Annotated in this window: 29 protein-coding genes and 1 riboswitch; of the genes, 9 read left to right on the forward strand and 20 right to left on the reverse strand. The window is 40.6% G+C overall.

All coding sequences use genetic code 11. The features are described 5' to 3' along the window. Positions 1 to 724: 724 nt before the first annotated feature. The gene (locus tag ICN26_RS10785; RefSeq protein WP_216268381.1) at positions 725 to 958 is read right to left on the reverse strand and encodes a hypothetical protein; all 234 of its coding nucleotides are present in this window, start codon (positions 956 to 958) and stop codon (positions 725 to 727) included. Positions 959 to 1,261: 303 nt separating this feature from the next. On the opposite strand from ICN26_RS10785, the gene ICN26_RS10790 reads away from it, so the two are divergent. Beyond that, entirely contained in the window at positions 1,262 to 1,441 is a 180-nt protein-coding gene (locus ICN26_RS10790; RefSeq protein WP_216268382.1) for a hypothetical protein, read from the forward strand. Here the strand turns inward: ICN26_RS10790 and ICN26_RS10795 are convergent. After that, the gene (locus tag ICN26_RS10795) at positions 1,438 to 1,620 is read right to left on the reverse strand and encodes a hypothetical protein (RefSeq protein ID WP_216268383.1); all 183 of its coding nucleotides are present in this window, start codon (positions 1,618 to 1,620) and stop codon (positions 1,438 to 1,440) included. The genes ICN26_RS10790 and ICN26_RS10795 overlap by 4 nt on opposite strands. Positions 1,621 to 1,873: 253 nt before the next feature. Between ICN26_RS10795 and ICN26_RS10800 the strand changes: the two genes are divergently transcribed. Both ICN26_RS10800 and ICN26_RS10805 read left to right on the forward strand, forming a co-directional pair. Beyond that, positions 1,874 to 2,035 (forward strand): hypothetical protein, encoded by a 162-nt coding sequence (locus ICN26_RS10800; protein WP_216268384.1) that lies wholly within the window; start codon positions 1,874 to 1,876, stop codon positions 2,033 to 2,035. Positions 2,036 to 2,144: 109 nt separating this feature from the next. Continuing rightward, on the forward strand, positions 2,145 to 2,687 hold the full coding sequence (locus ICN26_RS10805; protein ID WP_216268385.1) for a GNAT family N-acetyltransferase: 543 nt from the start codon (positions 2,145 to 2,147) through the stop codon (positions 2,685 to 2,687). Between the two features lie 13 nt (positions 2,688 to 2,700). Here ICN26_RS10805 and sixA read toward each other — a convergent pair whose 3' ends face one another. From sixA to ICN26_RS10825, 4 genes are all read right to left on the reverse strand, one after another. After that, positions 2,701 to 3,183: a phosphohistidine phosphatase SixA gene (sixA, locus tag ICN26_RS10810; RefSeq protein WP_216268386.1), complete on the reverse strand. Its 483-nt coding sequence runs from the start codon at positions 3,181 to 3,183 to the stop codon at positions 2,701 to 2,703. A 69-nt stretch (positions 3,184 to 3,252) separates the two neighbouring features. After that, positions 3,253 to 3,846 (reverse strand): SRPBCC family protein, encoded by a 594-nt coding sequence (locus ICN26_RS10815; RefSeq protein WP_215354598.1) that lies wholly within the window; start codon positions 3,844 to 3,846, stop codon positions 3,253 to 3,255. 268 nt (positions 3,847 to 4,114) lie between these two features. Continuing rightward, positions 4,115 to 5,428 (reverse strand): lysophospholipid transporter LplT, encoded by a 1,314-nt coding sequence (gene lplT, locus ICN26_RS10820; RefSeq protein WP_216268387.1) that lies wholly within the window; start codon positions 5,426 to 5,428, stop codon positions 4,115 to 4,117. 8 nt (positions 5,429 to 5,436) lie between these two features. Beyond that, positions 5,437 to 6,690: a glycosyltransferase family 4 protein gene (locus tag ICN26_RS10825; RefSeq protein ID WP_216268388.1), complete on the reverse strand. Its 1,254-nt coding sequence runs from the start codon at positions 6,688 to 6,690 to the stop codon at positions 5,437 to 5,439. A 117-nt stretch (positions 6,691 to 6,807) separates the two neighbouring features. Here ICN26_RS10825 and ICN26_RS10830 point away from each other — a divergent pair, with 117 nt between their 5' ends. Next, the gene (locus ICN26_RS10830) at positions 6,808 to 7,443 is read left to right on the forward strand and encodes a hypothetical protein (RefSeq protein ID WP_046331151.1); all 636 of its coding nucleotides are present in this window, start codon (positions 6,808 to 6,810) and stop codon (positions 7,441 to 7,443) included. Between the two features lie 21 nt (positions 7,444 to 7,464). Here the strand turns inward: ICN26_RS10830 and ICN26_RS10835 are convergent, their stop codons facing one another. Further along, complete coding sequence (locus ICN26_RS10835; protein ID WP_255534479.1) at positions 7,465 to 9,117, reverse strand: aminotransferase class III-fold pyridoxal phosphate-dependent enzyme; 1,653 nt, start codon at positions 9,115 to 9,117, stop codon at positions 7,465 to 7,467. A 53-nt stretch (positions 9,118 to 9,170) separates the two neighbouring features. Between ICN26_RS10835 and asd the strand changes: the two genes are divergently transcribed. Next, positions 9,171 to 10,055 carry an archaetidylserine decarboxylase gene (gene asd, locus ICN26_RS10840; RefSeq protein WP_216268389.1) on the forward strand — a complete coding sequence of 295 codons (885 nt, stop codon included), beginning with the start codon at positions 9,171 to 9,173 and terminating at the stop codon, positions 10,053 to 10,055. A gap of 23 nt (positions 10,056 to 10,078) precedes the next feature. Here asd and ICN26_RS10845 read toward each other — a convergent pair whose 3' ends face one another. The 8 genes from ICN26_RS10845 to ICN26_RS10880 form a co-directional block, all read right to left on the reverse strand. Then, positions 10,079 to 10,615 (reverse strand): SRPBCC family protein, encoded by a 537-nt coding sequence (locus tag ICN26_RS10845; RefSeq protein WP_216268390.1) that lies wholly within the window; start codon positions 10,613 to 10,615, stop codon positions 10,079 to 10,081. Positions 10,616 to 10,736: 121 nt separating this feature from the next. Continuing rightward, positions 10,737 to 11,177, reverse strand: coding sequence for a tautomerase family protein (locus tag ICN26_RS10850; RefSeq protein ID WP_216268391.1), 441 nt, complete (start codon positions 11,175 to 11,177; stop codon positions 10,737 to 10,739). Positions 11,178 to 11,641: 464 nt separating this feature from the next. After that, complete coding sequence (locus ICN26_RS10855; protein ID WP_439650736.1) at positions 11,642 to 12,112, reverse strand: DUF411 domain-containing protein; 471 nt, start codon at positions 12,110 to 12,112, stop codon at positions 11,642 to 11,644. Between the two features lie 33 nt (positions 12,113 to 12,145). Continuing rightward, complete coding sequence (locus tag ICN26_RS10860) at positions 12,146 to 12,424, reverse strand: copper-binding protein (protein ID WP_216199542.1); 279 nt, start codon at positions 12,422 to 12,424, stop codon at positions 12,146 to 12,148. Further along, positions 12,421 to 12,897 carry a cupredoxin domain-containing protein gene (locus ICN26_RS10865; RefSeq protein WP_216268392.1) on the reverse strand — a complete coding sequence of 159 codons (477 nt, stop codon included), beginning with the start codon at positions 12,895 to 12,897 and terminating at the stop codon, positions 12,421 to 12,423. The genes ICN26_RS10860 and ICN26_RS10865 overlap by 4 nt, the downstream gene beginning before the upstream one ends. A 9-nt stretch (positions 12,898 to 12,906) precedes the next feature. Then, entirely contained in the window at positions 12,907 to 14,310 is a 1,404-nt protein-coding gene (locus tag ICN26_RS10870; RefSeq protein WP_216268393.1) for a multicopper oxidase family protein, read from the reverse strand. 3 nt (positions 14,311 to 14,313) lie between these two features. Beyond that, a complete protein-coding gene (locus ICN26_RS10875; RefSeq protein ID WP_216268394.1) occupies positions 14,314 to 15,285 on the reverse strand; it encodes a TolC family protein in 972 nt (323 codons plus the stop codon). A 56-nt stretch (positions 15,286 to 15,341) separates the two neighbouring features. Beyond that, complete coding sequence (locus tag ICN26_RS10880; RefSeq protein ID WP_216268395.1) at positions 15,342 to 15,617, reverse strand: hypothetical protein; 276 nt, start codon at positions 15,615 to 15,617, stop codon at positions 15,342 to 15,344. A gap of 174 nt (positions 15,618 to 15,791) precedes the next feature. Between ICN26_RS10880 and ICN26_RS10885 the strand changes: the two genes are divergently transcribed. Next, entirely contained in the window at positions 15,792 to 16,142 is a 351-nt protein-coding gene (locus tag ICN26_RS10885) for a DUF3147 family protein (RefSeq protein WP_216268396.1), read from the forward strand. Between the two features lie 417 nt (positions 16,143 to 16,559). Here the strand turns inward: ICN26_RS10885 and ICN26_RS10890 are convergent, their stop codons facing one another. The 4 genes from ICN26_RS10890 to ICN26_RS10905 form a co-directional block, all read right to left on the reverse strand. Next, positions 16,560 to 17,375: a cobalamin-binding protein gene (locus tag ICN26_RS10890; RefSeq protein WP_215356742.1), complete on the reverse strand. Its 816-nt coding sequence runs from the start codon at positions 17,373 to 17,375 to the stop codon at positions 16,560 to 16,562. Between the two features lie 5 nt (positions 17,376 to 17,380). Beyond that, positions 17,381 to 18,223, reverse strand: a complete 843-nt coding sequence (locus ICN26_RS10895; protein ID WP_215354618.1) for a Dph6-related ATP pyrophosphatase — start codon at positions 18,221 to 18,223, stop codon at positions 17,381 to 17,383. A gap of 64 nt (positions 18,224 to 18,287) precedes the next feature. Further along, positions 18,288 to 20,219, reverse strand: coding sequence for a TonB-dependent receptor domain-containing protein (locus ICN26_RS10900; RefSeq protein ID WP_215354621.1), 1,932 nt, complete (start codon positions 20,217 to 20,219; stop codon positions 18,288 to 18,290). Between the two features lie 135 nt (positions 20,220 to 20,354). Then, positions 20,355 to 20,570: riboswitch (cobalamin riboswitch) on the reverse strand. A gap of 255 nt (positions 20,571 to 20,825) precedes the next feature. Beyond that, positions 20,826 to 21,380: a hypothetical protein gene (locus ICN26_RS10905; protein WP_215354623.1), complete on the reverse strand. Its 555-nt coding sequence runs from the start codon at positions 21,378 to 21,380 to the stop codon at positions 20,826 to 20,828. 94 nt (positions 21,381 to 21,474) lie between these two features. Here ICN26_RS10905 and ICN26_RS10910 point away from each other — a divergent pair, with 94 nt between their 5' ends. Together ICN26_RS10910 and ICN26_RS10915 are read left to right on the forward strand one after the other, a co-directional pair. Beyond that, positions 21,475 to 22,149 (forward strand): Dph6-related ATP pyrophosphatase, encoded by a 675-nt coding sequence (locus ICN26_RS10910; protein ID WP_215354626.1) that lies wholly within the window; start codon positions 21,475 to 21,477, stop codon positions 22,147 to 22,149. A gap of 906 nt (positions 22,150 to 23,055) precedes the next feature. Next, on the forward strand, positions 23,056 to 23,607 hold the full coding sequence (locus ICN26_RS10915) for a cytochrome b (protein WP_216268397.1): 552 nt from the start codon (positions 23,056 to 23,058) through the stop codon (positions 23,605 to 23,607). Between the two features lie 39 nt (positions 23,608 to 23,646). Here ICN26_RS10915 and ribA read toward each other — a convergent pair whose 3' ends face one another. Then, on the reverse strand, positions 23,647 to 24,726 hold the full coding sequence (gene ribA, locus ICN26_RS11040; RefSeq protein WP_255534480.1) for a GTP cyclohydrolase II: 1,080 nt from the start codon (positions 24,724 to 24,726) through the stop codon (positions 23,647 to 23,649). 93 nt (positions 24,727 to 24,819) lie between these two features. On the opposite strand from ribA, the gene ICN26_RS10925 reads away from it, so the two are divergent. Further along, positions 24,820 to 25,629: a RibD family protein gene (locus ICN26_RS10925; protein ID WP_369411829.1), complete on the forward strand. Its 810-nt coding sequence runs from the start codon at positions 24,820 to 24,822 to the stop codon at positions 25,627 to 25,629. Positions 25,630 to 25,638 lie beyond the last annotated feature (9 nt).

Raw genomic sequence — 25,638 nt, forward strand, 5'->3', positions numbered from 1 at the left:
CTTTGGCTTCAATATTTCCTAATTTCGTAAAGCAATTTAGCATAGCTATATGTCAATCAGTAACGTAATAGTCAATCAATTGTCATAAAGTAATTAAAGATTCAAACGGCCATTGCTCCGTATTACAAGTGAGTCTTGTTAGAAATTAATGAAATGGATAAGCGTTAACAGCCATAAAAATACTATCTTTGTTAATTCAGGAGTTCCACACCACCCAACTGTCGTTTTTAACCATCATCTAAGCGCTTAAACGGGATATTTTTATCATCGCGATAGACATGTAATTTTTAGATGATCACACTTCCGCTTGCAAGGTGACTGAGAGTAAAAGTAATTTCATCAAAAAATGCAATGCCTATCCTCTTCAGTCTATAGGTCAAAAACCTTAATAGATCCTGGAGCAAGCGATGACAATTCATTATTATTTTAGTGAGTATGATGATTCATTTGATGAGTACACAGATTCAATTAAGCACGATCTTTTAAAAGAGCGACTTACATGGCAACACCGAATCCGAAAACAACTTCATTTGGAATATCAATTTTATGATGATGATTTCGAATCAAACCTCGATTAACGAACATTTCCGTCCAATAGGCCGGTGCACTCTTATTCAAATATTTCTCACCACCAATACTTGAACAAATGAGGCCCAACACAGGCGATGGTAATTAGTGCAAATACAGCCTCAAACCACAGGTGCTAGCATTAATTTTAGTCTTATTACTCAAACTCAAGCTCGAGATGCAGACAAAATTCTGCGTCAGCTAGCTCTGCACATTCCGTCGCATTCATCTGGTCTTCAAATGACAGTTGCGCGAAACGCTCTGCAGCTATGAAATTATTTTCTCTGTAGTTATCTAATGCTAATAACTGATTCCATGCCGCCTTTTGATAATACTCAGCAGACATTCTCCTGAGATTGATAATTTTGTCACTTAGACTTTGATTTAGCATTTTTTATCTCCTTCAATTTTTATTGAACTTGATTGTGATGCTCCACTTTTCTCATGACATCTCTGTGAATGCTTTAAAGTTTTTGTCACATTTGAAGCCGCTTTATCAAGCCCAAATATGACAATTTCACCTCTTAAAATTTAGCCCTCAATATTTCAGTTAACGATAGATTTGTCACATTTATTGATTGAGAATGCAATCTACTTATGGGAGATGAAGAGCAATTCTGCTCCTTTCCGGTCTCCTCAGCTTGCTCTAACAGCCCATAGGTAACCACTTCTAATTAATTTAGGGAGAGCGCTAATGACTACCTTTACTACTGAAGATCGTGAGCTTGCTGAAAAAGAACCCATACCCTTTTATGGCTACTACCATTTAACCGATCCATCGCCAAAGGATGCAAACCCACTTTTACATCCGGTATTAAAGAAAATACAGCTGGAATACCGGGTAGATGACAGCAGCGAGGATTCGGAAGATTAGGCCTTAATGCTCTTTATGTTTCTTGCCCAATTTTTAGGCTTACCGTTGCCATAAAGACACCACTCTTTAATTTCCTCAGTGAGGACTTCAAGTTCTTTCATCTTGAGATTTCTAAAGTCTTCCAGCCCAATAGTTCCAGTCTGCTTTAATTTCTCAACAGTCTCTAGCAATCTACTCATAGGAATGTCCTTTCTTATCTATATAAGGTGGGGCTTAAATTTTATCCCGTAACTTTATATTGACAAAAAGACTGTCAAAATCAAATTGCTCCATTTTTTCTTCCTTGTAGGGGCTTAGTTAGAAACATTGCATTTTTTATAGAAATAATGGGGTTTTTAGTGTCAAAAGTACCTTGCTGTCATGCAACATACTTGCAAAGGTGATAATCTAACTAAGTATTAACCCTAATACATTTTAGATAAGGAGCCTTAAATGACACAATTATTGAGCCTCTTCAATCAAGTTTTTGGTGACCAATCCAAAAGCAACGATTTAGAGCATTTCATCAATAGCCGCAACCCTAATAGCCACCAGCAATTAGAAGAACTCACTCGTGATTACCTGTATCACTTCACCACTTCAAGAGGACTTTAAATTATGAGAAATATTGAGCGAGTAATTCTAGATCTTTGGGCTGCATGGTTAGATGCTAGATCTGCGCAGGCAAAGTATTACAACAAGCATAGTCATATTGAGTAATGCCATGTTGATTACTGAGTTTCTATTGCGAAATCAGTATTCAAAATATGGATCTTGGTTAAAAGCCCAAGATCCACAAACTCTTCATGACTACTTTGGTCATTCAATGAGTAAGAAATCCATTGATAGCCTAGTTAAACAGTTTGCGAGTGATCCTAAAAAAAATCATTTTTTAGTGGCTAAGATTGATGGCAAATGGGCAGGCACCATTCATATTGCCTCGCGTGAGTCTGAAGTAGAGTTTGGTGTCATTGTGAGCCCTCAATATCGCAAGCAAGGTATTGCTAACACCATGATGGATGAAGCTATCACGTGGGCTCGCAATCGCCATTACCGCCACCTTTTCATGCACTGCATTAGCTGGAATCGCCCGATCAAACGTCTCTGTGAAAAGCATGGCTTATTGCCACGCAATATGATGGGTGATTCAGAGGCCAATTTGATACTTCAGCCACCAACACCGGCAACTTTTTTTAAAGAGCAGATGAGTGTTGCTATGCGAAATTGGTTAGCATTAATCTGGCTACAAAGATTAAATTCGGCCTAAAAATTGACGGGACTTAATTTAGCAGCCTCATTTTGACTAATGATGCTTTATCTAAATGCTTCCAATCTTTAAATTCGAAGGAAAGCTCTATTAATGCGCAGGTCGACATAAAAATTGATTCACCGGCAATTAATAAAACGAAATCCTCTAATGCGGGGTTATGGCCTACAAGCATGACACTTTTGATTTTCTTATGCAATTTTCTTACTATCGCCAACAACGCAGTGGAATCTGCCTGATATAACTTTTTATCAACTTCTAAAAATCTTTGCTTATGATCAAGTTGATTCGATATGATTTGAGCAGTTGTGATGGCTCGAATTGCAGGACTTGTGAGAATAAGATCAAATCTAATTTCTTTTTTAATGAGTTTTGTGGCCAATTTTTTAGCATCATCAATACCTCTGTTAGATAAGGCGCGATCCTCATCTGAAGACTGAAGAGTTGCACTTTCAGCTTTAGCATGTCGTAAGAGGTACAAAGATCTTGTATGCATCGTGACCCTCATTAGCAATTCAAACCACTCTACTGCTTAAATGTAATCCTGACTACTCCTTATAGAAAATCATAATGAAGCCAATTTCGCACAACTCCCACCCAAAGTATTTTTTTGCAGCATCACACGATCGGCCATCATTTCAAAGCGCTTGGTAGCACTATTTTCCATAAAGAATCTAATTAAAAAGAATGGGATAGATGTTTCCAGCTCAAATGTTGCGTGATGTGTAAAACGGGTACCATTTTTATCGGGCTCAATAGTCCAGCTACCTTTATAGGATTTTGCATCACCTTCTATCTGGATGAATTCCTGACGTTTATCCGAAACCTCCGAAAACTCCAAGATTGAGCGCAGGAGAATGGGATAAAACAACACTCTCTCTTCTGCAATCCTTTCAACCTGAACTTTATTACCTGCCCTGGAGAGTACTTTAGAATCCCTAATACCGGGGATATTTTTAGCACCTTCGTAATCGGTTAAAAAAGCATAAGCTTGACACTCATTAACCGGTGCCACGTAAGTAGCTTGCACTTGAAAACCAGAGCCGGATCTTCCTACAAATACCTTTAAATCAAAAGGCACTCCATCACTGGCAGCAAAGCAGGCAAGGGGTATTAGCAAAAGTTGCAAACATAAAATTCTTGCTAAAAAAATACCCATAACACCCTCAAATTTGGAATAAGCTCTTATTCTTATTTTAATTTATGACCGCTTGATGGCAATTTGACGATTTTTTTGATAAAAATAAAAGCAATTCGTCAATACTTTTTTTAGTTACTCATTGAATAACTTAAATTGAACACTATAGATAATACTTTTTGCATTCTTGAATCAAATATTACGCGACTAAAAAATTATCGCTACCGATTCAAACTTTATATATTGCCGTTGTGATGTGAGCAGCTTACTTGTCCAATAGTGAAATTGTCTAGGCTATTTGATTTTCTATTGGATCTACAGCTCGTTTACCTAAGCGAAAATATTGATACATGATCAATAGTGTTAATACAGTAACCGATCCACCAAAGCCTAAAATGATCAGTGGAAGGCTTACATCAAACCATAAGAGTGCCGAGTAAATCAACAACATCAACAAAACAGCAATATTTTCACAAAACCCTTGAGCGGCAATTGACTGGCCGGTAGACATTAATGCATAGCCTCTAGATTGCAATAAGGCATTCATGGGAACTACAAAGTAGCCAGATAAATAGCCTAAAAGCATGAGTAAGATATAGGCGGGCAGATGGTTCAGAGTCAATGCTATCGAAGATAGATTAAAAATCACGGTTGGAGGCAGAAGCCCATCATGATAGATTGCCATTCCACAGACTACGAATCCCATCATGGCACCATAGGGCAAAACCTTGGTAGAACTTTTAAGTGACACAGTATACGCAGCATAAACTGCACCAGCGGCCACACCAATTGCTGAAACAGCTTGAAGTGCAGCACTCTCAGCGAGATTCATGTGTAAAGCATATTGAGCCCACTTGAGCATAATAAATTGCAGTGTCGCCCCTGCACCCCAAAATAGAGTAGTTACCATCAAAGACAGTTTTCCAAGATGGTCTCTAGATAATATAGTCAAACAGACTGCAAACTCCTTTAAAAGGAATTGGTAATCTAACTTTAGCTTGTTAAATGTCAGGCCGACATTAAATATCGGTAAGTTTAAAAGCGCTGCGAGTAAATATAAAAAGGCAATAAAACAGATGGCAATCTCGATAAGGCCATATGAACCTGTTTGCAAAAGTTCAGGAGCGAATTTGACTAGCGATTGATTCAGAGTGTCGCTAATGAGAAATCCACCCAGTAAAGTACCAAAAATAATGGCGGCAATAATTAAACCCTCCATCCAGCCGTTGGCAGCCACCAATTTATCCGAAGGAAGTAGCTCAACTAAAATTCCATATTTAGCGGGAGCGTAAAGAGCCGCACCAATTCCAACGATTCCATAACCCAATAATGGATGCAAGCCAAATACAATCAATATGCAACCACCTGTTTTAAGGATGTTAGAAACCAGCATGACCTGACCCTTAGGTCTTGAGTCTGCGAATGCGCCAACGAAAGGCGCAAAAATCACATAGGGAATAACAAAGAAAATTTTCAGTGCCGGAGAAAACCAACTAGGCTCACTCATTTGAACCAACAAAGCAATAGATGCAATTAGTAAAGCGTTATCTGCTAGGGAAGATAGGAATTGTGAAGAAGCAACGACGTAGAAAACACGATTCATTATTTAATTCAGGCCTCGCTTAAAGCAAGGGTATTCATCTTTTTTTCTTGTAGAGGATGACTGTGCAAGAGCTCGATGTAATTTTGGATTAATTTAGCGGTGACAGATTCCCAGGAAATATTCAAGGTAGTTTGTCGAGCATTTTTTCTTAGAGCATCTAACTCGGGGCCTTTCTTTAACAATTCCAAGCTTTGATTAACGAAGCTATTCGGTTGGTTGCAGTCAGCCAACATTCCGTTTACCCCACTCTGAATAATTTGACCAGCAGCTGCGTAGTCATACGCCAATACCGCTAAGCCACTAGCCATTGCCTCTAAAGTAACATTCCCGAATGTTTCACTTAAGCTTGAGAAAAGAAAAATATCGCCACTGGCATAGTACTGGGCGAGACTTTCTCCAGACTGAATACCTGCAAAAATACTGTTAGGGCATGTAAGCTCTAAAAAACTTTTTTGTGGCCCATCGCCAACCCATACTATCTTCAGATTTGGCTTGACGGCCAGCATCGCCTTAAAAGCGCTTACAGTCACCAGCAAATTTTTCTCTGACGCCAGTCTACCAACGTAGACAACTACCTCTTCATCACCCTTAACGCCCCAGCTTTCTCTTAATGCTTTCGATCGCTTGGAAGGATTAAATAAGCCAGTATCAATCCCTCTGGCTAGCACTCTCAGCCTCTCAAAACCAGCATTGTGAAGCTGATTTTTAAGCCCTTGGGTCGGAACCATAGTGAAGTTTGTTCGGTTGTGAAAATACTTCATGTATTTTTGTATAGGGCTTTTTAGCCAACTCAAACCGTAATGAGATGAATAAGCATCAAAGTTAGTTCGGAAATCTGAGCAGATAGGAATGCCTAGTTTCTTAGCAGCCTCTAGCGCTGACCAGCCAAGAGGACCCTCTGTCACGATATGAACTAGATCAGGGCGATTTACTGACCATTGCTGGAGGAACATCCCTCGCCTTGGCAGACCAATTTTTAAAGAGCTATAACCAGGGATAGGAATTCCTTGGGTCAATATTTCCTGAAAATGAGCCTGGGTTGCGGGGTTATCACCCCTTCCTTGACGCGGTCTTATGAGCGTGATGTGGTGGCCTAGATCTCGTAAACCTCGGATGAATCGGGCTAGCGTGCTTGCAACTCCATTCACCTCTGGAGGGTAGGTTTCTGTGACGATGGAGATATTTAAGGGCTCGGCTAAAAGAGCATTATTTTCTAAATGGTTATCTACACAAGTCATCGACCGAGTATTCGTTAATTTCATAACAGTTTTATGACAGTCTTAGTCTTGACTGTCTTGTTACTGTCATATTTAAACTGTAAATATTACTTAGGCGTCACTATTTTGTCATGATGTTCACTCTAAGTATTGGAAACTAAATTGATTCATTTTCTAGAAACTTTAAAAAAGCAACGATGGGATGATCATCGCTACTATCACCATAGCCGAATCAACCAGTCATTACACTTAGTTAGTGCAATCAGCTTTTTGACTGCTTATGTTTTACTTTTTATAGATCCCATTGCAGCATCATTGCTTGCATGGCTTGTTGCCATGACAACACGACAAAGCGGTCACTTCTTCTTCGAGCCAAAAGGTTACGACGAAGTAAATAAAGCCACGCATGAATATAAAGAACAAATTAAAGTGGGCTACAACCTCAACAGAAAGGTCGTTCTTCTGTCGATATGGGCTGCAATCCCTCTGCTAGTCTGGGCTAACCCAATATGGTTGCAAAAATTTGTTGCCCTTAATACCTTCACAAATACTGACGGATTCATAAGGCAGACAGGATTACTATGGCTTTGGCTTGGCGTTGGCGGAGTTTTGTTCCGCACATTCCACTTGTTCTTTATTCATAATGTGGAAGCTGCCTTTGCCTGGATGACAAAAATTATGACCGATCCGTTTCATGATGCAAAGATTTATGCCACTTCCCCACTATATTTACTGAAGGGTCAATTAATCGACCCAATGGATCATGGCAGCTATGAGGAAGAACCGCTTCCTCAGTAAAGTCTCCGCTAAAGAAATGATTTAGGACTTTCTACCAAAAATCATTTCTCTAAGAATTTGTCGCTTGATGATTTTGTTTGTCAAGCCACCTTCATTCCACCACCAACCATCCTGCTTCATGGCTTGAGCGGCGCGAATGAATTTTTCTTGCACGATAGCCATATCCGCATCACTGTAATTCAAGCTAAAGATAAATCTTCCAGTCCCAATCCAACTGAGTGCCAAACCCTGCTCCTTTAGGTAGTACTGGAACATCCAGTTGTAACGAGATGGCTCTGTATAGCAAATAGTCCAAATACTAGACATATTCACTACCTTGACAGGCAAATTAAGTGTTAGAAGACTTTCGTTCAGATCGTTTACGCGACGGTCCCAAACGACATCCAAGTCAGAGTAAATCTTTTTAACCGGATCAGTATCTAGACTCTCTAAGAAAACTTGCATAGCACCCATCACATAAGGATGAGAATTGAAGGTACCTCTTGCAAAACAGATATCAGCAGGCTTGTTTGCTTTAAATCGCATCATCAGTTCTTTTTTGCCACAAACGACGCCGATTGGCAAACCACCGCCCAGAGTCTTTCCATAGGTCACCATATCAGCCTTAACCCCAAAGTACTCTTGCGCGCCACCTAGCGCCAAACGAAAGCCTACAAAAACCTCATCAAAAATTAAGATGATGCCTTTATCGCTGCATACCTGCCTGAGTTCCTTGAGCCACTTTGTATAGGCTTCACGATCAAAAAATGCATTACGTGAACTATCTAAAAGGGATGAATCGCCAGGAGCACCCTTATTAGGATGTAAGGCCTGAAGTGGGTTTACTAACACACAAGCAATATTCTTTTTATTACGAAGAACGCGCAGCGTATCCTGATCAACCTCTTTGAGCGTATAGGTTTCCCTCGGAGGAAGTGGGTTGCCTATGCCTGGTTGAACATCCTCCCACCAGCCATGATAGGCTCCACAGAACCTGACAACATGACTCTTTTTAGTGTGATATCTAGCTAAACGAACCGCCTGCATAACTGCTTCTGTACCCGACATATGAAAAGAGATCTCATCATGTCCAGAAACTTCTTTTAAGCGCTTGACGTTATCTGCAACGATGGGATGATAAAACCCTAAGACAGGACCTAGGTCAGACACTCGCTTTGCCCCCTCCTCTATCGCGTTCTTATAAAAATCGTACCCAAGAACGTTGACGCCATAGGAACCAGTCAAATCATAAAATATATTTCCATCTAAATCTGTCATTGAAACGCCAGAGGAAGATTGCATGAAACTACCGGACTTTAGATGCTTACTAACGAGATCGCTAAATTGAAAGGGGACGCGATATCTTCCTGTAAATTGAAGATCTGATATCACTTCAGCAGCCTGATTAGTCAACTCAACGGATTTTGTAAAACGCTCTTTGTAAGCTTTTGAGAGGCGCATAAAGCCCGCCTCTCTCAAAAGCGCAATTTCTTCAGGAGCTCCATCAACCTTAAAAAAGACGTCCTGATTAAATGAGTAATGAGGGATTAAACGAGCCACCCGCTTGGCCATTCTAGAGTGCCCAGCCAATGAAGGATGTTTTGCCATAGAAAGTTGCAGTCTTGTATAAACCTTCTTAATAATCCAAAGACCGAGGCCAGCACCGAATATACTTAGCGCAAGTTGGTTTTCCATTAATACCCCCATTAATATTCATTACACTTTTACTTCATTTATTTGACACAAATATGTCAATCAAGAAAACCATACAAAATCTCTTATCCCAGGAAGATCTAAATTTTCTTTTAACCAATCGCATTCCTCGAAATACCCTGACTCGCTTTATTGGGTGGTTTAGTAAAATCGAAAATCCCTTGATCGCCTATGCCTCTATCAAAATTTGGCAATTCTTCTCTGCTTTGGATCTAACAGAAGCAAAAGACACCCACTTTAAAAGCATGCATGCCTGTTTTACGCGCGAGCTTAAGCCCGATGCGAGACCAATCCATCAGGACCCGGACGTCCTCAATAGTCCCTGTGATGCATTAGTGGGTGCATTTGGCCAAGTAAAGGATGGGGAAGTTTTTCAAGCCAAGGGGTTTCCATACACCATCAAAGATTTAATACCTATCCCCTCTTTGGCCATGCAATACGATGGCTGTGATTATGTAACTCTCAGACTCACTTCTAGCATGTATCACCGCTTCCATTCACCAAGCTCAATGCGCATGAAAAGAGTGACCTATATTTCTGGGGATACCTGGAATGTCAATCCTATTGCACTAAAAAGAGTCGAGCGACTATTTTGCAAAAATGAAAGGGCAGTTCTTGAATGCGAGCTCACCGATCAGAATGGGTTAGATACAGGGGCTACATTGACTATTGTTCCAGTTGCAGCAATTCTAGTTGCTAGCATTCGCCTGCACTGTCTTAATCTTCTTTTACATCTTAAATACCAAGGTCCTAATACTATTGAATGCGATGTTCAATTTAACCGAGGCGAAGAAATGGGATGGTTCCAACATGGCTCAACCATTATTGTCTTTGCACCAAGTAACTACCGATTACTTGAGAACCTTAAACTAGGGGACGCTATTCGTATGGGTGAGCCTCTCTTTAGCAAGCTTAACTAAGATCTTGACCGATACCGTTAATATTACCTGCAGGCTAAATTAAGAGCATCACGATTCTTATCCATTGCTTGAGCAATATTCTCAAAGCTCTTTTGCATATTATTTTTCATAAAATATTCAATCACCCCTTTTGGGACGGAAGAGTTGGGCTCTAAGAATGCTTGATAACGTACCTGAACTCCCTTATCACCTGTTTTAAGACGCCAACTGCCTGAATAGGCCTTGCTATCACCCTTCGTTTGAACAAAGTTCAAACCTTGATTTAGCTGTTCTGTGTACTCAAGAATAGAATGCATCCTTAAGGGAAAAAGGAGCGCTCTTTCCTCAATCAATCTTTCTATGGTGACTTTATTGCCTTCTCTCTTTTTGACTTTAGATTCAATCAAGCCGGGCGTCATCCCAACAACCTCATAGTCCGTTAGAAAAACATATGCCTCACACTGACTGACGCTGGCAATGTAACTTGCTTCAATGGAAAATCCAGCGCCTACCCTATCAATGCTGACTTTTAAATCGTATGGGGAAGAGCTCTGATCTGCTCGAGAATGCTGATTGCACATAAGCGCTAGCAAGAGGAAGGAGATTTTAAAAACTGTACTACGGTAATGCATAGCATGGAATCTTCTTAATAGACTATTCAAATTATTTCTTCTTGCTTATGATCAATCATGATTTAAAAGATTAGGAATTAAGGCGGGTTAATTTGTTTTGTATAGAAGCTGGCAATGTTGCAAACCATGCCTTATCACTGCCCACAGATGGCAAAATTTGTCCGTATTCAATCATCAGGGATGGTGCAAGTTCGTCAAGATATGCCCATATTTGATGACCGGCAAGCTTGGTGATTTTTTGAATCGCAATTTCGATCTCAACTAGCAATTGCTTTTTGATCTGCTCACTTCGTCCATTTCTAATCTGGCCACTCAGAAAAATATGGGGCTCATCGAGTAAGACGCCCCCGATAAAACAGTCATGAAGATCTAGCTCTTTAAAGATAACTTGAGCAAAGTAAGCCTCAGCACCCGTGACATTTGCATGAATCTTGGTAATTTCTTGCGCTAGAGTGAACTTTTGAAAGGTATTTAAGGATATACCCGCATGATAGATGCTGTATGTTGCCATCTAAGTCTCTTGAATAGATAAAGATTAATACTAGTAGTGGTTTATTAAATATTTATTACAAGATGAGTACGAAGAGTATTTGGCATGCTCAGCGTTACTTAAAGTAACGCTCAAATGACAAAACCCCCACCATTTCTGATGAGGGTTTGCTTTTCTGGTGGGCCCACCAGGACTTGAACCTGGGACCAAAGGATTATGAGAGCAGAAGCCCAAGGTAGACCCATATAAACAGGGGCTCTGCGGGTGGTCAGTGTCGGTGTGTAAGCAAATGTGTAAGCAAATTCGGGGATTGAAAGGAAGTACGGAGCCACTCTTTGGTTTTTGAAACCACAGGATTTTTGGAACAACCGTGTAACACCTCGTTGCTCCAAAGTACTTTTTGAGTGATTTGTAAGCGTTACTTTATGTAACGCTCAATAGATTGGCATCCTAGAGCAAAGTCAGCCAGAATTTTGGATATCAATCTACTTATAGGACTGATAGACAGAAGGCTCGCCATTCAGCCCAATTATTAGAACATCGTATGGATCTTTTCTGCCTTTGTATTCAGCGCCATCCATGCCTGGTGAGCCAATCGGCATAGCAGGAACAGCGAGCCCAATTGCCTTGGGTTTTTCTGCCAAGAGTCGCTTAATTTCTTTAGCAGGTACATGTCCTTCGATAACATAACCATTGATTTGAGCGGTATGGCATGAGCCAAACTGAACTGGCATCCCCAGCTTTTGGCGCATTTCAGTATTGCCGATATCAATTGCCTTTACATTAAAACCATTTTTTTCTAAGTACGCCGCCCAATCTTTACAGCAACCGCATTTTGGGCCGCGCCACATCGTGATAACTTGCTTTTCAGTCACAGCAAAACTCAATGTCGGCAACAAAGCTAGGCCAAAAGAAATAAGCCTTCTTTGTTGATTTACTGATCTAACAGTTTTCATCATTTCATCTTTAATTAAATTCAATTTGACCTCCTACTGAACTTTTCTAAACTGCTTTGCAAATAGCTTAGTGCCCTTTTGCTCCGCTACAAATTCAACTTGATCCCCAGGGTTAACTCCCTTTAAAACTTCTGTAGTCTCAACATTAAAAACCATGGACATCGGCGCCATATCAAGGCTTTTAATTTCCTCATGCTTGATGGTGACTTTCTTATTTTCAGCATCAACACGACGAATTTCGCCCTTAGTCCACTCGGTAGCTCCAACAGCAAAACTTACTAAACACATCATTAAGGTTATTATTTTTTTCATTGCTGTACCTCAATCTTTCCAACCATTCCAGCCTGATAGTGCCCGGCAATCAAGCAAGCAAAATCAAAACTTCCAGCACGATTAAATTTCCAAATAATTTCACCTTTTTTACCAGGTGAGATATGTGCCATGTAGGGTTCATCATGCTCCATATTGGGATGCTTTACCATCATCTCGGCATGCTTATCAAGCACTTGCTTTGTGCCAATTACCATTTCGTGTAACAGCTTTCCGTTATTTTTAATTTCAAAGCGTATAGTTTCACCAGCCTTGATATTGATTTTTTCTGGCTTAAATTTCATATCATCACCCATTGATATAGCAATGGTTCGATTCACTTCATTCTTTGTGCCGCCAATACCCCACTCCTCTTGTTGAAAGGATGCCTGTTGATTCATTTTTTTATGCTGATCCCCATGAGCAAAGCTAAGCTGAGCTATTGCTAAACCAATCATTAAATAAATTATTTTCATTTTTTACTCCTAGTGTTTGTGATTATTAGTACCTGGCTTTTTAACCTGTACTTCTACCTCGGGTTTGGGTTGAACGCGATTCATCGCTGATTCGCCAGCATTATTACTGCGCTTGGCTGCGGGCATGGCGCCCTTCCACTCATACGCCCTAGTGCCTGCTGGCTGTTTAAACCAACCAGAATTTCTATAGTCGTTAGGCGCTTGATCTTTCCGAACCTTTAATACAGTAAACATGCCACCCATTTCAAGCGAGCCATAAGGACCATCACCTGTCATCATTGGAATGGTATTAACAGGTAATGGCATCTCCATTTCTGTCATATCAGCCATACCTCGCTCACCCATAGCCATGTAGTCTGGAATAATTTTTTTTATCTTTCCAGCTAATCCGCGGTGATCAACCCCAATTAAATTTGCCATATCGTGACCCATCGCATTCATAGTGTGATGGCTTTTATGGCAATGAAATGCCCAATCTCCCTCTTCATCTGCTAAGAATTCAATTTGGCGCATCTGCCCTACAGCAACATCAGCCGTAACTTCATACCAACGACTTGCTTTTGGAGTCGGCCCACCATCTGTGCCCGTAATTTGAAATTCATGGCCATGAAGATGTATTGGATGGTTTGTCATTGTCAAATTACCAACACGAATCCGAACCTTGTCATTTAATCGAACATTCAATGTATCTATTCCAGGAAAGACTCTGCTATTCCATGACCAGATATTAAAGTCGAGCATGGTTGCTGGTTTTGGGGTGAAGCTTCCTGGATCGATATCGTAAGCGCTTAACAGAAAACAAAAATCACGATTAACTTCATCAATGTCGGGATTCTTGACTTTTGGATGCGTTACCCAAAAACCCATCATGCCCATCGCCATTTGAGTCATCTCATCGGCATGCGGGTGGTACATAAACGTCCCAGGACGCCGAGCGGTAAATTCATAAACGAAAGTTTTGCCTGATGGAATGGCTGGCTGATTTAAACCAGCTACACCATCCATGCCATTTGGTAAACGCTGGCCGTGCCAATGAATTGATGTGTGCTCTGGTAGCTTATTAGTAACAAATATTCTTACCTTATCGCCTTCAACAACCTCAATTGTTGGGCCAGGCGACTGTCCGTTATATCCCCATAAATGTGCTTTAAACCCTGGCGCCATTTCTCGCACTACAGGCTCTGCAACAAGATGGAATTCTTTAACGCCATTGTTCATTCTCCATGGCAAGGTCCATCCATTTAATGTCACAACTGGGTTGTAGTCTCGGCCACTATTCGGTATCAATGGTTTCTGTGTATTTGGGCTATTTTGGATTACTGGCTCAGGCAAACCCGCTAAAGCATGACGACTTACACCAGCCGCAGCCATTGTCACTGCCGCCCCAGTTAAAAATTTTCTACGTGTGTTCATTGATTACCTCACATTAATATTTGAGAAATCCATCTGGACATCCATTAGATCTTTGTCTAATCGAGCAGACTGAATTAAAAAAGCTGTATTGACATCGATATAGTCCATCACAGTTTTACTTTGAGTTTCTACATCTTCTAGCAAATGAAACACATCAATGAGCATGCCGTTATATCTCAGCAAGTTCTCTTCAGAAATTTTCTTCTGAGTTGGTAAGATTTCTTCTTTATATGATTTAACGCCCTGATATTTTTCTAAATAGCCTTCGTAAGAGAGGCGCGCTGTTGAGCGAGTTTTTACTGACTCTGGATTATTGATGTCCCCTAGTCCAATGGCTTTTAACTCTTTAGCGCTTAACTTTCTTTGCTCTTTGGGCGGTTCTGGTAAGCGAGCATCAACATCCACTCTGACATCGCGACTATCAAAGTTCATGCGCTGAATGAAACGCTCCTTTGCTTCTAGATATTTGCCCTGTAATGCTTTGTATTCAAGCCTTTTTTTGTATAAAGCCTTGTTCTGCTTTAAAAGCGCCAGCTCATTAATATTCCCAACCTTATACATACGAGCACTGAGCTCAGACGCTGCCTCTACAGCATCAAGAACATCTTCCATATGTATCAGCTTTTCTTTAAGTGCTACCAGCTCATAATATGACTTAGTCGTATCGTAAATAATTGATGAACGCTTTTGTAATGCTGAGCGTTGCGCAGGCGTTAAGAGATAGTAGTCGGATGTTGACTCGGAGCCACGAAGATAATTAGTCCAATCAAGCTGTTGATTTAATGCTCTCTCAATTGCCTGATTCAAAGTAAATATATTTTGATTGGCAGGGCTCTCGCGTAAGACTTGCTCCTTTGAATAAACCCTCCAACCCCCTATCTCACCAACAAGTTTGTTTTGCTCAATCCATGAAGATGGATTAGCAAATGCCTGAGATATAGCAAGGCTTAGTACAGCAATAACAATTTTTTTCAATTTAACTCTCCAATAAGAATCTAGCCCAAATTTTGGGCGGACTTATGCTAGAAGAGTTAAAGAATGGGTGGTTTGATTAGAGCAGAGAGATCACGACTAGCAAAACTAGTCTTACCGGAATTAAAAATCGCAGTAAATGTGATTTGATTAAAGCTGGAATGAGTGGGGATGAAACCAAATCCAACACAAAGTGCGCAGGAGTTACAACCATTGCCCTCGGACTGAGCGCTTAGTTTGGCACCCTCTTCATTTGAAGCTGAGGCTTGGTGGCAATTATGAGAAATTTCTTTTGCCTCTACACTAGCCATATTAGTTTGATGTTTAAATGACATGTCCAATCCCGCCCATGCCTGGACTGGCAAAAGTAATACCAGCGAAATTAAAAATATCTTTCTCAACATATAAATTATGTTAGCACCATTTTCAACTTAATGTTTAGGCAATTGATTGCTTAGTATATGTTAAATTTTTCGCCATTATTTACCCTAATCCATTAGGAGGCCTTGATGACTTGGATAATCACCAAATACTTACTAACAGCAGGAATGGTTGTATTCATTTCTGAAGTTACCAAACGAAGTGATAGGTTGGGTGGCTTTATTGCGGCATTGCCGCTGATGACTCTTCTAACACTTGCATGGCTTTACATTGAAAACCAGCCAGAAGATAAAATTGCCAATCACGCGTATTACACCTTCTGGTATGTGATTCCAACATTGCCGATGTTTCTATTATTTCCATACCTGCTTCCAAGATTGGGATTTTGGATGACTATGGGCGCCTGCATAGTGGCAATCATGATCTGCTTTGGACTGTTTACTTTGCTGATGAAGGGCTTTGGAATTGAACTACTGTAAAAAGTGTGCAGTAATTACCTACACACTTTTTATCACTCCCAGCGTTACTTAAAGTAACGCTCAAATGGCCAAATCTCACCTTTAGTCTCAAAAGCCAGCTTTTTGTGATGTTTAGGTACTGTTTAGGTTCTCTGGTTATGAGAGCAGAAGCCCATGATAGAGCCATATAAATAGGGGGTCTGCGGGTGGTCAGTATCGGTGTGTAAGCAAATGTGTAAGCAAATTCACGAATCCATAAGAAGCTCTAGCTCACTCTTTGGTTTTCGAAACCAAAGGAATTTTGGAGCAACCATCTAACACTTCGTTGCTCCAAAGTACTTTTTGGTGAGTGAGCGTTACTTTAAGTAACGCTTACTTTTCTGGACGGCAGCTAACGACCCAAAGAGGACATTCACCAAGAAAACATAAAAATCTAATTTATTTAGATTTAAGAATTTGCCAATTCTCAATGATTTGATGAATCTGCTTTATTCCATCTGTCAGTGCTGCAGGCCCTGGTTGAAGAATATAAGAAGATTTAATTTCAAATAGCTGCTGATTTTTTACAGCAGAAATAGTAGACCATCCACTTCTTTGCGCAACCCGTTCGCTACGAAATTTTTTACCGCACCATGATCCGATAATGATATCAGGATTCCTATCAATCACTAATCCCTCATCATGAATTATTCTGTTTTTAGCTAAAGACTGAGCTGCCAGTTCTGGAAAGCAGTCTTGACCGCCTGCAATTTCAATGAGCTGTGAAACCCATTTAATACCAGAAATACATGGGCTATCCCATTCCTCAAAATACACCTTTGGGCGAACCGTAAAACTTGATACCTTAGTCTGTATAGATTTAAGGTGCGCCTGAATTAATTCAATTTGTCTAACTGCCTCCTCAACCTGACCAACGAGAGAGCCAACTTGATAAAGCATCGAAAATATTTCCTCAACGCTTCGTTGGTTAAAGATTGTGACAGGAACACCATTACGAATCAATGAGGATGCTATATCTGCTTGTAAATCTGAAAACCCAAAAATATGATCGGGTTTAAGAGCCAGGATTTCATCGATTTTTGCACTTAAAAAAGCGCTAATTCGTGGCTTTTCTTTTCTTGCTTCTGGAGGTCTCACTGTGTAGCCAGATATCCCAACAATACGCTCTTGCTGACCTAGCATGTACAACCATTCCGTCGTTTCCTCAGTCAGGCAAACGATTCGACTCGGGAATTTTATATCCACAGAAGACATGTTATTCAAACTGGACTTTCAACATAAGCAATCCAATTTGATGGGTATACAAAAGTATGTCCTTCTCCATTTTCAAGCATGATGTCAATATTAGATTTTTCTAGTTCTGTAACTAATTCTGGAGTGTATGGAGTACCCGTTGGCAGAACCCCGTTTACTGTTTTTACATCAGTAGAAAGAGTGATTGATAGATTCATTCCCCTTCTATACTCCCATAATCTAGAAAGAAGTTCTTTGTAAGGGGTGCCAAAAAGAGGGGTGAATACTTCGTACTCAGACCAGGTATCGACTCGCCATTTACGTATATCTTCTAAGTGCAAGTCACCAAAAACTAGTCGTTCGATAGAACAACTCGTTCGATCTTGAACCATTACTAGAGCCTCTTCAATAGCTTTTTTATAGTCACTATTGGGATAAAGAGGAACTAAGCATAAAGGAATCTTTAAGAACTCGGATTGTTTTGCAATATTTTTAATATGGATGTCTTGAATTGATACTCGATTTGTAAGTGTGCCAAAACTCGTTAGCAATACAACGTTTCTTTTTTCTTCAAGTAAGTGCATTAAAGTTAAAAAGCTATCCTTGCCGCCAGACCAAAAGAGAACGTCCAACCCACCCTCTTTTGGAGTCCAATTCATGAGTATTGAATTAGCTATTTGTAGTTCGGTACGCTTGTGATTATTAACATTAATATGACCATATGGACAGTGACGGCAAGAGTTCCCACAGCATTTACCCTGCTTTAGAAGAGCATCACTTGTTAGCACTTGATATCCTGTAGCAGGGTCAATATAAGTACTTCGACCCTCATTGCATGCTGCTAAATGCAAATCACCTACATTAACCATAATTACCATCCCTACTATACAAATAAAAGGCCACCTAATGGTGGCCGTAGATCGTTAAAGATTACTATTTCATGGCATAACGAGCTCCAACAAAGACGTTAGAGCCTGGAGTGTTGTATCCATAGCTTAGCTGGTAGTCTTTGTTGAAGATATTATTCCAACGTCCAAATAAGGACCAATCTTTGGTAAGTTCATAATTACCATACAGGTTATAAATTGCATAGCCGCCCATGTAGCCGGTATTGTCGTAATTAGTACGATTAGCCTGGAAAGTGCCTTCAGCTCCTGCAGTCAATCTAGTGTTTTTGTACTCCGTGCCAATATTTCCAAATTGACGTGCTCGTTTGGCTAAAACATATCCAGTACTCTGATCAATTGGGTTCTGTTGATCAAAAGAGCCTCGAATACTCATGTTACCGAATCGAGTTGTGCCACCAACTGATAAACCAGTAATCTTTGCACTTGCTACATTACTCGCACAGCCGTAATTAGGGGCGGTATTTATTTGGGTTGAAGTGCAAGGAGGGGATGTGCTTGAGTACTGGATTAAGTTTGCAATTGAGTTGCTATAGGCAGCTAAACGAAGATCATATTGCCTAGTTTCGTAGTTAAGTCCAATTTCACTATTTTTACTTTTTTCTGGCTTAAGCGTTGGAACTCCATAGACTGGATAGTACATGTCATATAACGAGGGGGCCTTAAATCCTGTGCCGTAATTAATATTTGCCCTCAGCTGCTTTGTAAAGAAATAACCGTATGCAAGGTTACCAGTGGTCTGTGGACCATACCCCGTAATGCTGTCATTACGGATGCTGGCATTGCCCAGATGTGATCCACGCTTTAGTTGATAGGCGCCAGCAAAAGAGTTTGTTGTTTGACTGAGATTTAAAGCGCCATCAGTTGCAGTTGCAGTAGCAACTTTTCGCTCAGCAACAAGCTGGATTAAATCGGACCCTACGTTAATATCATTTTGCCATGTATAAATATTTTGTCGTGAATTACTAATGGCATTACTGGTTGGAGTAAGTGACTGTGATAAGTCATATGATTGTGAAGCTTGAAGAAGACTTTTCCAGTTCTGGGTAATTTGATTTTTTGAAAAAAGCGAATATGTGCTCACGTCATTGACTTGATTCCCAATTGGCTTGGAAGCTGAATAAACAGCATACTGGTTATTATTTCTTGCGGCAAATACTTGCAACCCAAATTCTTGCCCGCGTGCCCATTCCTGACTTATTTTTCCAGCCCCTCCACTACGTGTATATCCCATATTTGAGCTGGTGTTAAATGAATTTCTAGAGGCATTATTTTGTGCAACGCTATTAAATCCGGTAGAAACTTCTTGCGTTGCACTTACGGAGTATCGAATCTTTTGATCACCAGATGTACTGCCGTAGAGACTTACATCTGAGATCGAGGTGCCGTAAGAGCCATATCCAGTAGAAGCACCAACTTGCATTGGACCATCACCTGTTTTAGTAAAGATTTGTACAACACCACCAATGGCATCAGATCCATACAAGCTACTTTGCGGACCAAAAATGATTTCAATATGATCAATTATTGATAAAGGAATAGCTTGCCATGCAGGTGAGCCGGTTAGGGTCGACTGAGACCGAACTCCGTCAATTAATACCAAGGTTTGATTGGAGTTTGATCCCCTTAAAAAAACACTGGCAATTCCTCCGTTACCACCACTGCTGGATATTTCAACGCCACGCTGTCTTTGTAGCAGCTGCACTAGGCTCGACTGCGCCGCATCTGCAATTTCTTCTGGCCCAATATAAACGTAGTCTGCTAGAACATCATCGGCCTTAGTTGGCGTTCTTGTTGCGGTGACAATAATTGGATCCAACTGATTATTCAAATTTGATACCGAAACGGATGATGCTGCGTTTTGGGCAAATGCTACTGGCTGAGTAAAACTAAGCCCTATTGATGCAACTAAAAATACAAAAAATGCGCTGTTGTTTTTTTTGGATATGCTGCGAAACATACTGAATACCTCAATGTGGATTCCCTGACCAAAATCCCTGTTAGTCAGAATCAACGAAACCTGCAAAAAAGGTATGCAAAATGAACGCCATCGCAAGATAGCGATAGCATCATCGGCATGCAAAGTCCCTCGTTGCAAATTTCACCTGTTGAGGCCGGTATCCGGGCTGGAGAAACTAGGAATTTGGCCTTCCCGTGCAGTTAGACTGAACAGTGGCTATTTCAAATTCTTTGCCGACACTACAAATTCGGCTTTCTCTTACCGTTGCGGGGACAGCGCACGTTTGGGTAGTGCTTCCCGTTTAACTTCAATGTCAAAGACATCAAAGCACCATCAACTTGCTAAATGTAACATATTTAGGTGATGCTCACGAAGTTTCATCCAGTAGCGTGATTTTTAAGGGCACCTTATCTTGGGGTTTATAGACTTTAAGATAATTCTTAAGATCTCTTTTAGCCCCTTGAGCCTCAACTAAAGTGTTAAATCTGTAGGAATAATCCTGTAATTCTGGATAAATCAGCAATATAGGCAACCACTCATTTGAGCCAGTTTTCCCAAGAAGGACATACTGACCCAAATGCTCATGCCCTACACTCATTGGCTTAATTATTTAATTTTATTAAGGGCAACTACTCGACTTGCGATTGAAGTAACGACTAAGTGGGCCACCAATGCAACAAGTAAATAGCCAAGAGTAATTTCTAGAGCATACGGAAGGTACTGAACTATTCTGCTTGCAAATTCAGACAAGGATGACTGCCCAGCAACATTAATAAAGTAGTAACTTCCGCTTGAAATTAATTCGCAAACTATTGTTCCCAAGATTGAAGCCAATATGAAGTTTTTAAATGACGCGATGTCTAAAGAGGCATTTTTAGCAAGCCATCTACCTGCGAACCAAAGAGAGAGGTATGCAGGCAACAGAAAGGGATAAGCCATTCCGAGCTGTGTAAAAGCTAAGTAATCAATTAAAAAAGCTTGGGCTAAAAATAAAGCAATTACCGCAAAACTCGAACAATAAAAGCCTACTATAAAAAAGATAGCCCAAGATGCGTCCGGCAACTGGGAGAGGGATGCCATGTGGTGACCTCGGGTGAGCCACATAATTGCAGACAAGACAAAAATTAAAGCAATATTTTGATTTTTGGATAAACTCGACATGATTACTCTCCAATATTAGGGTGTCAGAGTTATTTTATATCCCATCGGCTTAATAGCCCCCTAAAAACACCTACCTGCACGAAATACATTAAAAATGATAATTCCAGCCATGGCCTCCTGGAGTGGCGGTAAAGATTCTTGCCTTGCTTTATGGCGTGCCCAACAGTCCGGAGTGTATGTGACGCACCTATTAACAGCCCTTGATGAAACGGGTCTAAAGACACGCTCACATGGAGTTACGAAGGATTTAATCATTTCTCAAGGCAAATCCCTTGGGTTAATAAACGAATTTATTTGTGCCTCCTGGCAAGACTATGAGGGTCAATTCATAGAAAAACTTACTGAGCTACATAAAATTGGTATCAAAAAGGCAATCTTTGGAGATATTGATTTAATTAGTCATCGGGAATGGGAGGAAAAAGTTTGTCTTGCAGCAAACCTCACACTAACGCTACCACTCTGGAACGAAGATCGCTTAAAGCTAGTCCATGAATTTTTAGAAGCAGGGTTTAAAGCAAGGGTAGTTTGTGTTGACGGAAGATTTCTGAATGAATCTCATGTAGGGGTTGAATTTAATCATCAATTCATCGAGAAATTACCTGACGGTGTTGATGCTTGTGGAGAGAATGGAGAATTTCATACATTTGTTTATGACGGTCCAAATTTTAAACAACCCGTCAGTTGGAAGAGTCTCGGAATAAAAACATATATATCTCCAGAGGAATTTGGCGCTCTAACATTTCATTTTGACTTGCTTGGATCACCCTGAAGCGAAGTTTCTTGTTAATCGTAAGCAGCTCTTAAGCACCCAAAGACCATAATCTATCGTCATTAGTATAGAAAATGTGCAGTAATCGCCTGCACACTTTCTAGAATGCCCAGCGTTACTTAAAGTAACGCTTAAATGACCAAACCAATAATTTTCTTCACAAGCCTATCTTTTTGTGACTTTTAGGTTGAGTTTAGGTTCTCTGGTTATGAGAGCAGACATCCATGATAGATCCACATAAACAGGGGGTCTGCGGGTGGTCTGTGTCGGTGTGTAAGTAAATGTGTAAGCAAATTCACCAATTTACTAGAAGAGCTCTATCGGTCTTTGGTTTTCGAAACCACAGGATTTTTGGAGCAACCATTTAGCACTTCGTTGCTCCAAAGTACTTTTTGAATGATTTATAAGCGTTACTTAAAGTAACGCTCAAAAAAAACCACCCGAAGGAAGCTGCCGATTCTCCTAAGGCAGTATCACAAAAATCTCCGTGGACTTCTAGATCATTTGTGCTGAACATAATGAGGCAAGACTTGATTTTCCTTAGTTCAATATGGGTGCTAATAATAACTAAAGTAGTCAACTAATTTAAACTATCAATTATTGACATTCGAGTGACGGTATTACGAATAAATTGCTTCTCATAATGACGATTACGCCTAGACTTCTTAGCTATGGAACGCTGACCTCTGCGCTTATCGCAGACAATATTACTAAGCTGACTCAGATCTTCAAGGTCTTGTATCTGATTGGGTGAGTTACGGCGAGGCATCAATGAGAAAGTAAATCGCTAATTTAATAATATTTGCATTAAATCATGTAAATTAAATACATGCTGAAGTCGCAAATTTAGGCTTTTTTGGGTGTTGAGACTCAAGCTAGAATTCATCACAAATTATGAGGGAAGCGATGATTAATAGATACTCAAGCTATGCTCGCGTAATACATTGGTTTACAGCATTGGCCATACTCGCTCTGGTAATTTTAGGCTTTTGGATGACTCAAAGAGCTGCAGCCAATTTATGGGACAACCTAACCAATACACTCTATGGATGGCATAAATTGATCGGCTTTACAGTCTTACTGGTTACGATCTTTAGATTTTGCCTCAAACTAAATTCCAAAACACCCCCCTATCCCAATGCCATCTCGCCTTCTTTGGTCAAAGTTGCATCAATAGTGCACTACACGCTTTACGGCTTATTGTTTGTTGTGCCTATGCTGGGGTGGGCCGGCGTTACAGCATATCCAGCTTTGATTACCCTAGGAGGCTACTCACTGCCAGCCATGCCAGGCATACCGAAGAGCGAACTGATTGCCAAGCAGATCTTCCAAATACATGGACTGCTAGCAATGACCCTCATAGCCATCATACTCTTACATATCGTAGCCGGCCTTAATCACCTCATTATCAAGCGGGATGGTATTTTTCAAAGAATCTGGTTTGATAAAAAGAAATAGGCTTAGCTTATTTACCGAAGCCTGATTTTCTTAAAAGCGCTAAATCTCAAATAAGTGCCCGCTTTTTTTAGCTTTCACACGAAGATATTCGTCGTTATGCTTATTTGAGGGATAAATATGAGGAACCCTCTCGGATACTTCAATGCCGCACTTTTGCAATGAATCCACTTTTGCAGGATTGTTTGTCATGAGTCGAACTTTATGGATCCCAAGCATCTGGAGCATTTGTGCAGCTGGAAGATAGTTGCGCTCATCCGCATCAAAACCAAGTTGAAGATTAGCATCTACAGTATCAAACCCTGAATCTTGAAGTTGATAAGCTCGGAGTTTATTAACGAGGCCGATTCCACGCCCCTCTTGCGCGAGATATAAAAGAATGCCGCTGCCTGATTTGGACATTTCTGAAATAGCACCCCTCAGCTGAATCCCACAATCGCAACGTAAGGATCCGACCAGATCGCCGGTAAAGCATTCTGAATGCAAACGAACTAATACTGGTTTTAGTGGATCAATCTTGCCGATCATGATGGCGAGATGTTCTATGCCGCCATCTCGAGGACGAAAGGCAATCACTTGAGCATCCTCAGCGTTCTCCAGCGGCACACGAGCCTGACTCACTTGCGTCAGTGAATTGGCTGCATTTTTCATATAGTCATCAATTAAAGATGCTTTGACCGTTGGAATATCTGTCAATGGCAAATTCTGAATCACTAGCGCAGCTGGTAGCAGTCTAGATAATTTGGCGAGAGTAATACAAGAGGCCTCTAATGAATTGGCATCTCTAATACTGAGACCGTCTAAGTTGGGAGGACTCATCACCATAGATAATGGATTAGCTAGAAATTCAACAAGCTCAATTGAAAGACCGTCTGTGCCAGTTAAAAGGCTAATTGGCCGATCTGATTTATCGATACCCAACACATTGAGTCGGGTACCGGTTAAGACTAGACCAAGAGGGATAGCATCAAACTGTGACAGTAATTTGAAATTGTCGGCATTCAAGGCATCAACTGCCAGCATTACGATACTGCTGCCCAAATGCTCTACACGAACCATACCGCCTCTACGGAGCTCTGAAATGACTCGGTCAACTTCTATCAGGGGGTCAAGCATTAACATGTTGGTAAAAGTAGAAAAGTATGGATAAACTAATTATTACACCTTATGGTAAATTCGTTTTACCGCCTTTCATCACCCTAAAGAAGCTTCTTTGTGACCATCCTAGAGCCAAATTCTCAAGATATAAAAGTAGAGCTCGATACAGAGGCAATTGAGCAGTGGTCCATTTTTTTGAGCCAATTTTTTTCATCTCAAGCACTTGCAAATTCAACACTTAAAGCCATTTTTGATCCCATCAGAATATCCACGATTGACTCAATGATGGTGGTTGGTCAGTTGGGACAAACCATTGATGGACGTATTGCCACTATTACCGGTCAATCCAGATACATTAACGGCCACTACGGCCTTATGCACCTTCATCAGTTAAGGGCACTCGTAGATGCGGTTGTTGTTGGAGTTGGGACCGTATTGGCAGATGACCCACAGCTCAACGTAAGGCTTGTCGAAGGAAAAAATCCAGCACGTGTTGTCATTGACCCCAAAGGGAGGCTAGACCCAAAGGCACGTATTTGGGAGAATGATGATGCTAAAAGATTATGGATTGTTTCCGATGGGCTCGATCTAGAACCGCCTGAGGGAGTAAAAATCATTTCATTACCTATTACCGATGGTCATATTGAACCGGCAATGATCTTAAAAAGCTTAAGTCTAGAGGGTCTCAAGAGGATTTTGATTGAGGGAGGCGCAGAAACCATTTCTCGTTTTTTGCAAGCAAATTGCTTAGACCACCTTCATGTAATTGTTGCCCCAATTATTATGGGTTCGGGAAGAGCTAGCTTTAATTTAAAAGCGATTGAACACATGGATCAAGCATCACGGTTAAATGTACAAACACATTTACTGGGTAGTGATGTGCTTTTTGACTGCGACCTCAGCTCATCACGCACTAAGTTAAATTAATCAGCAATC

This window comes from Polynucleobacter hallstattensis (genome assembly GCF_018881835.1).
GTDB lineage: Bacteria > Pseudomonadota > Gammaproteobacteria > Burkholderiales > Burkholderiaceae > Polynucleobacter > Polynucleobacter hallstattensis.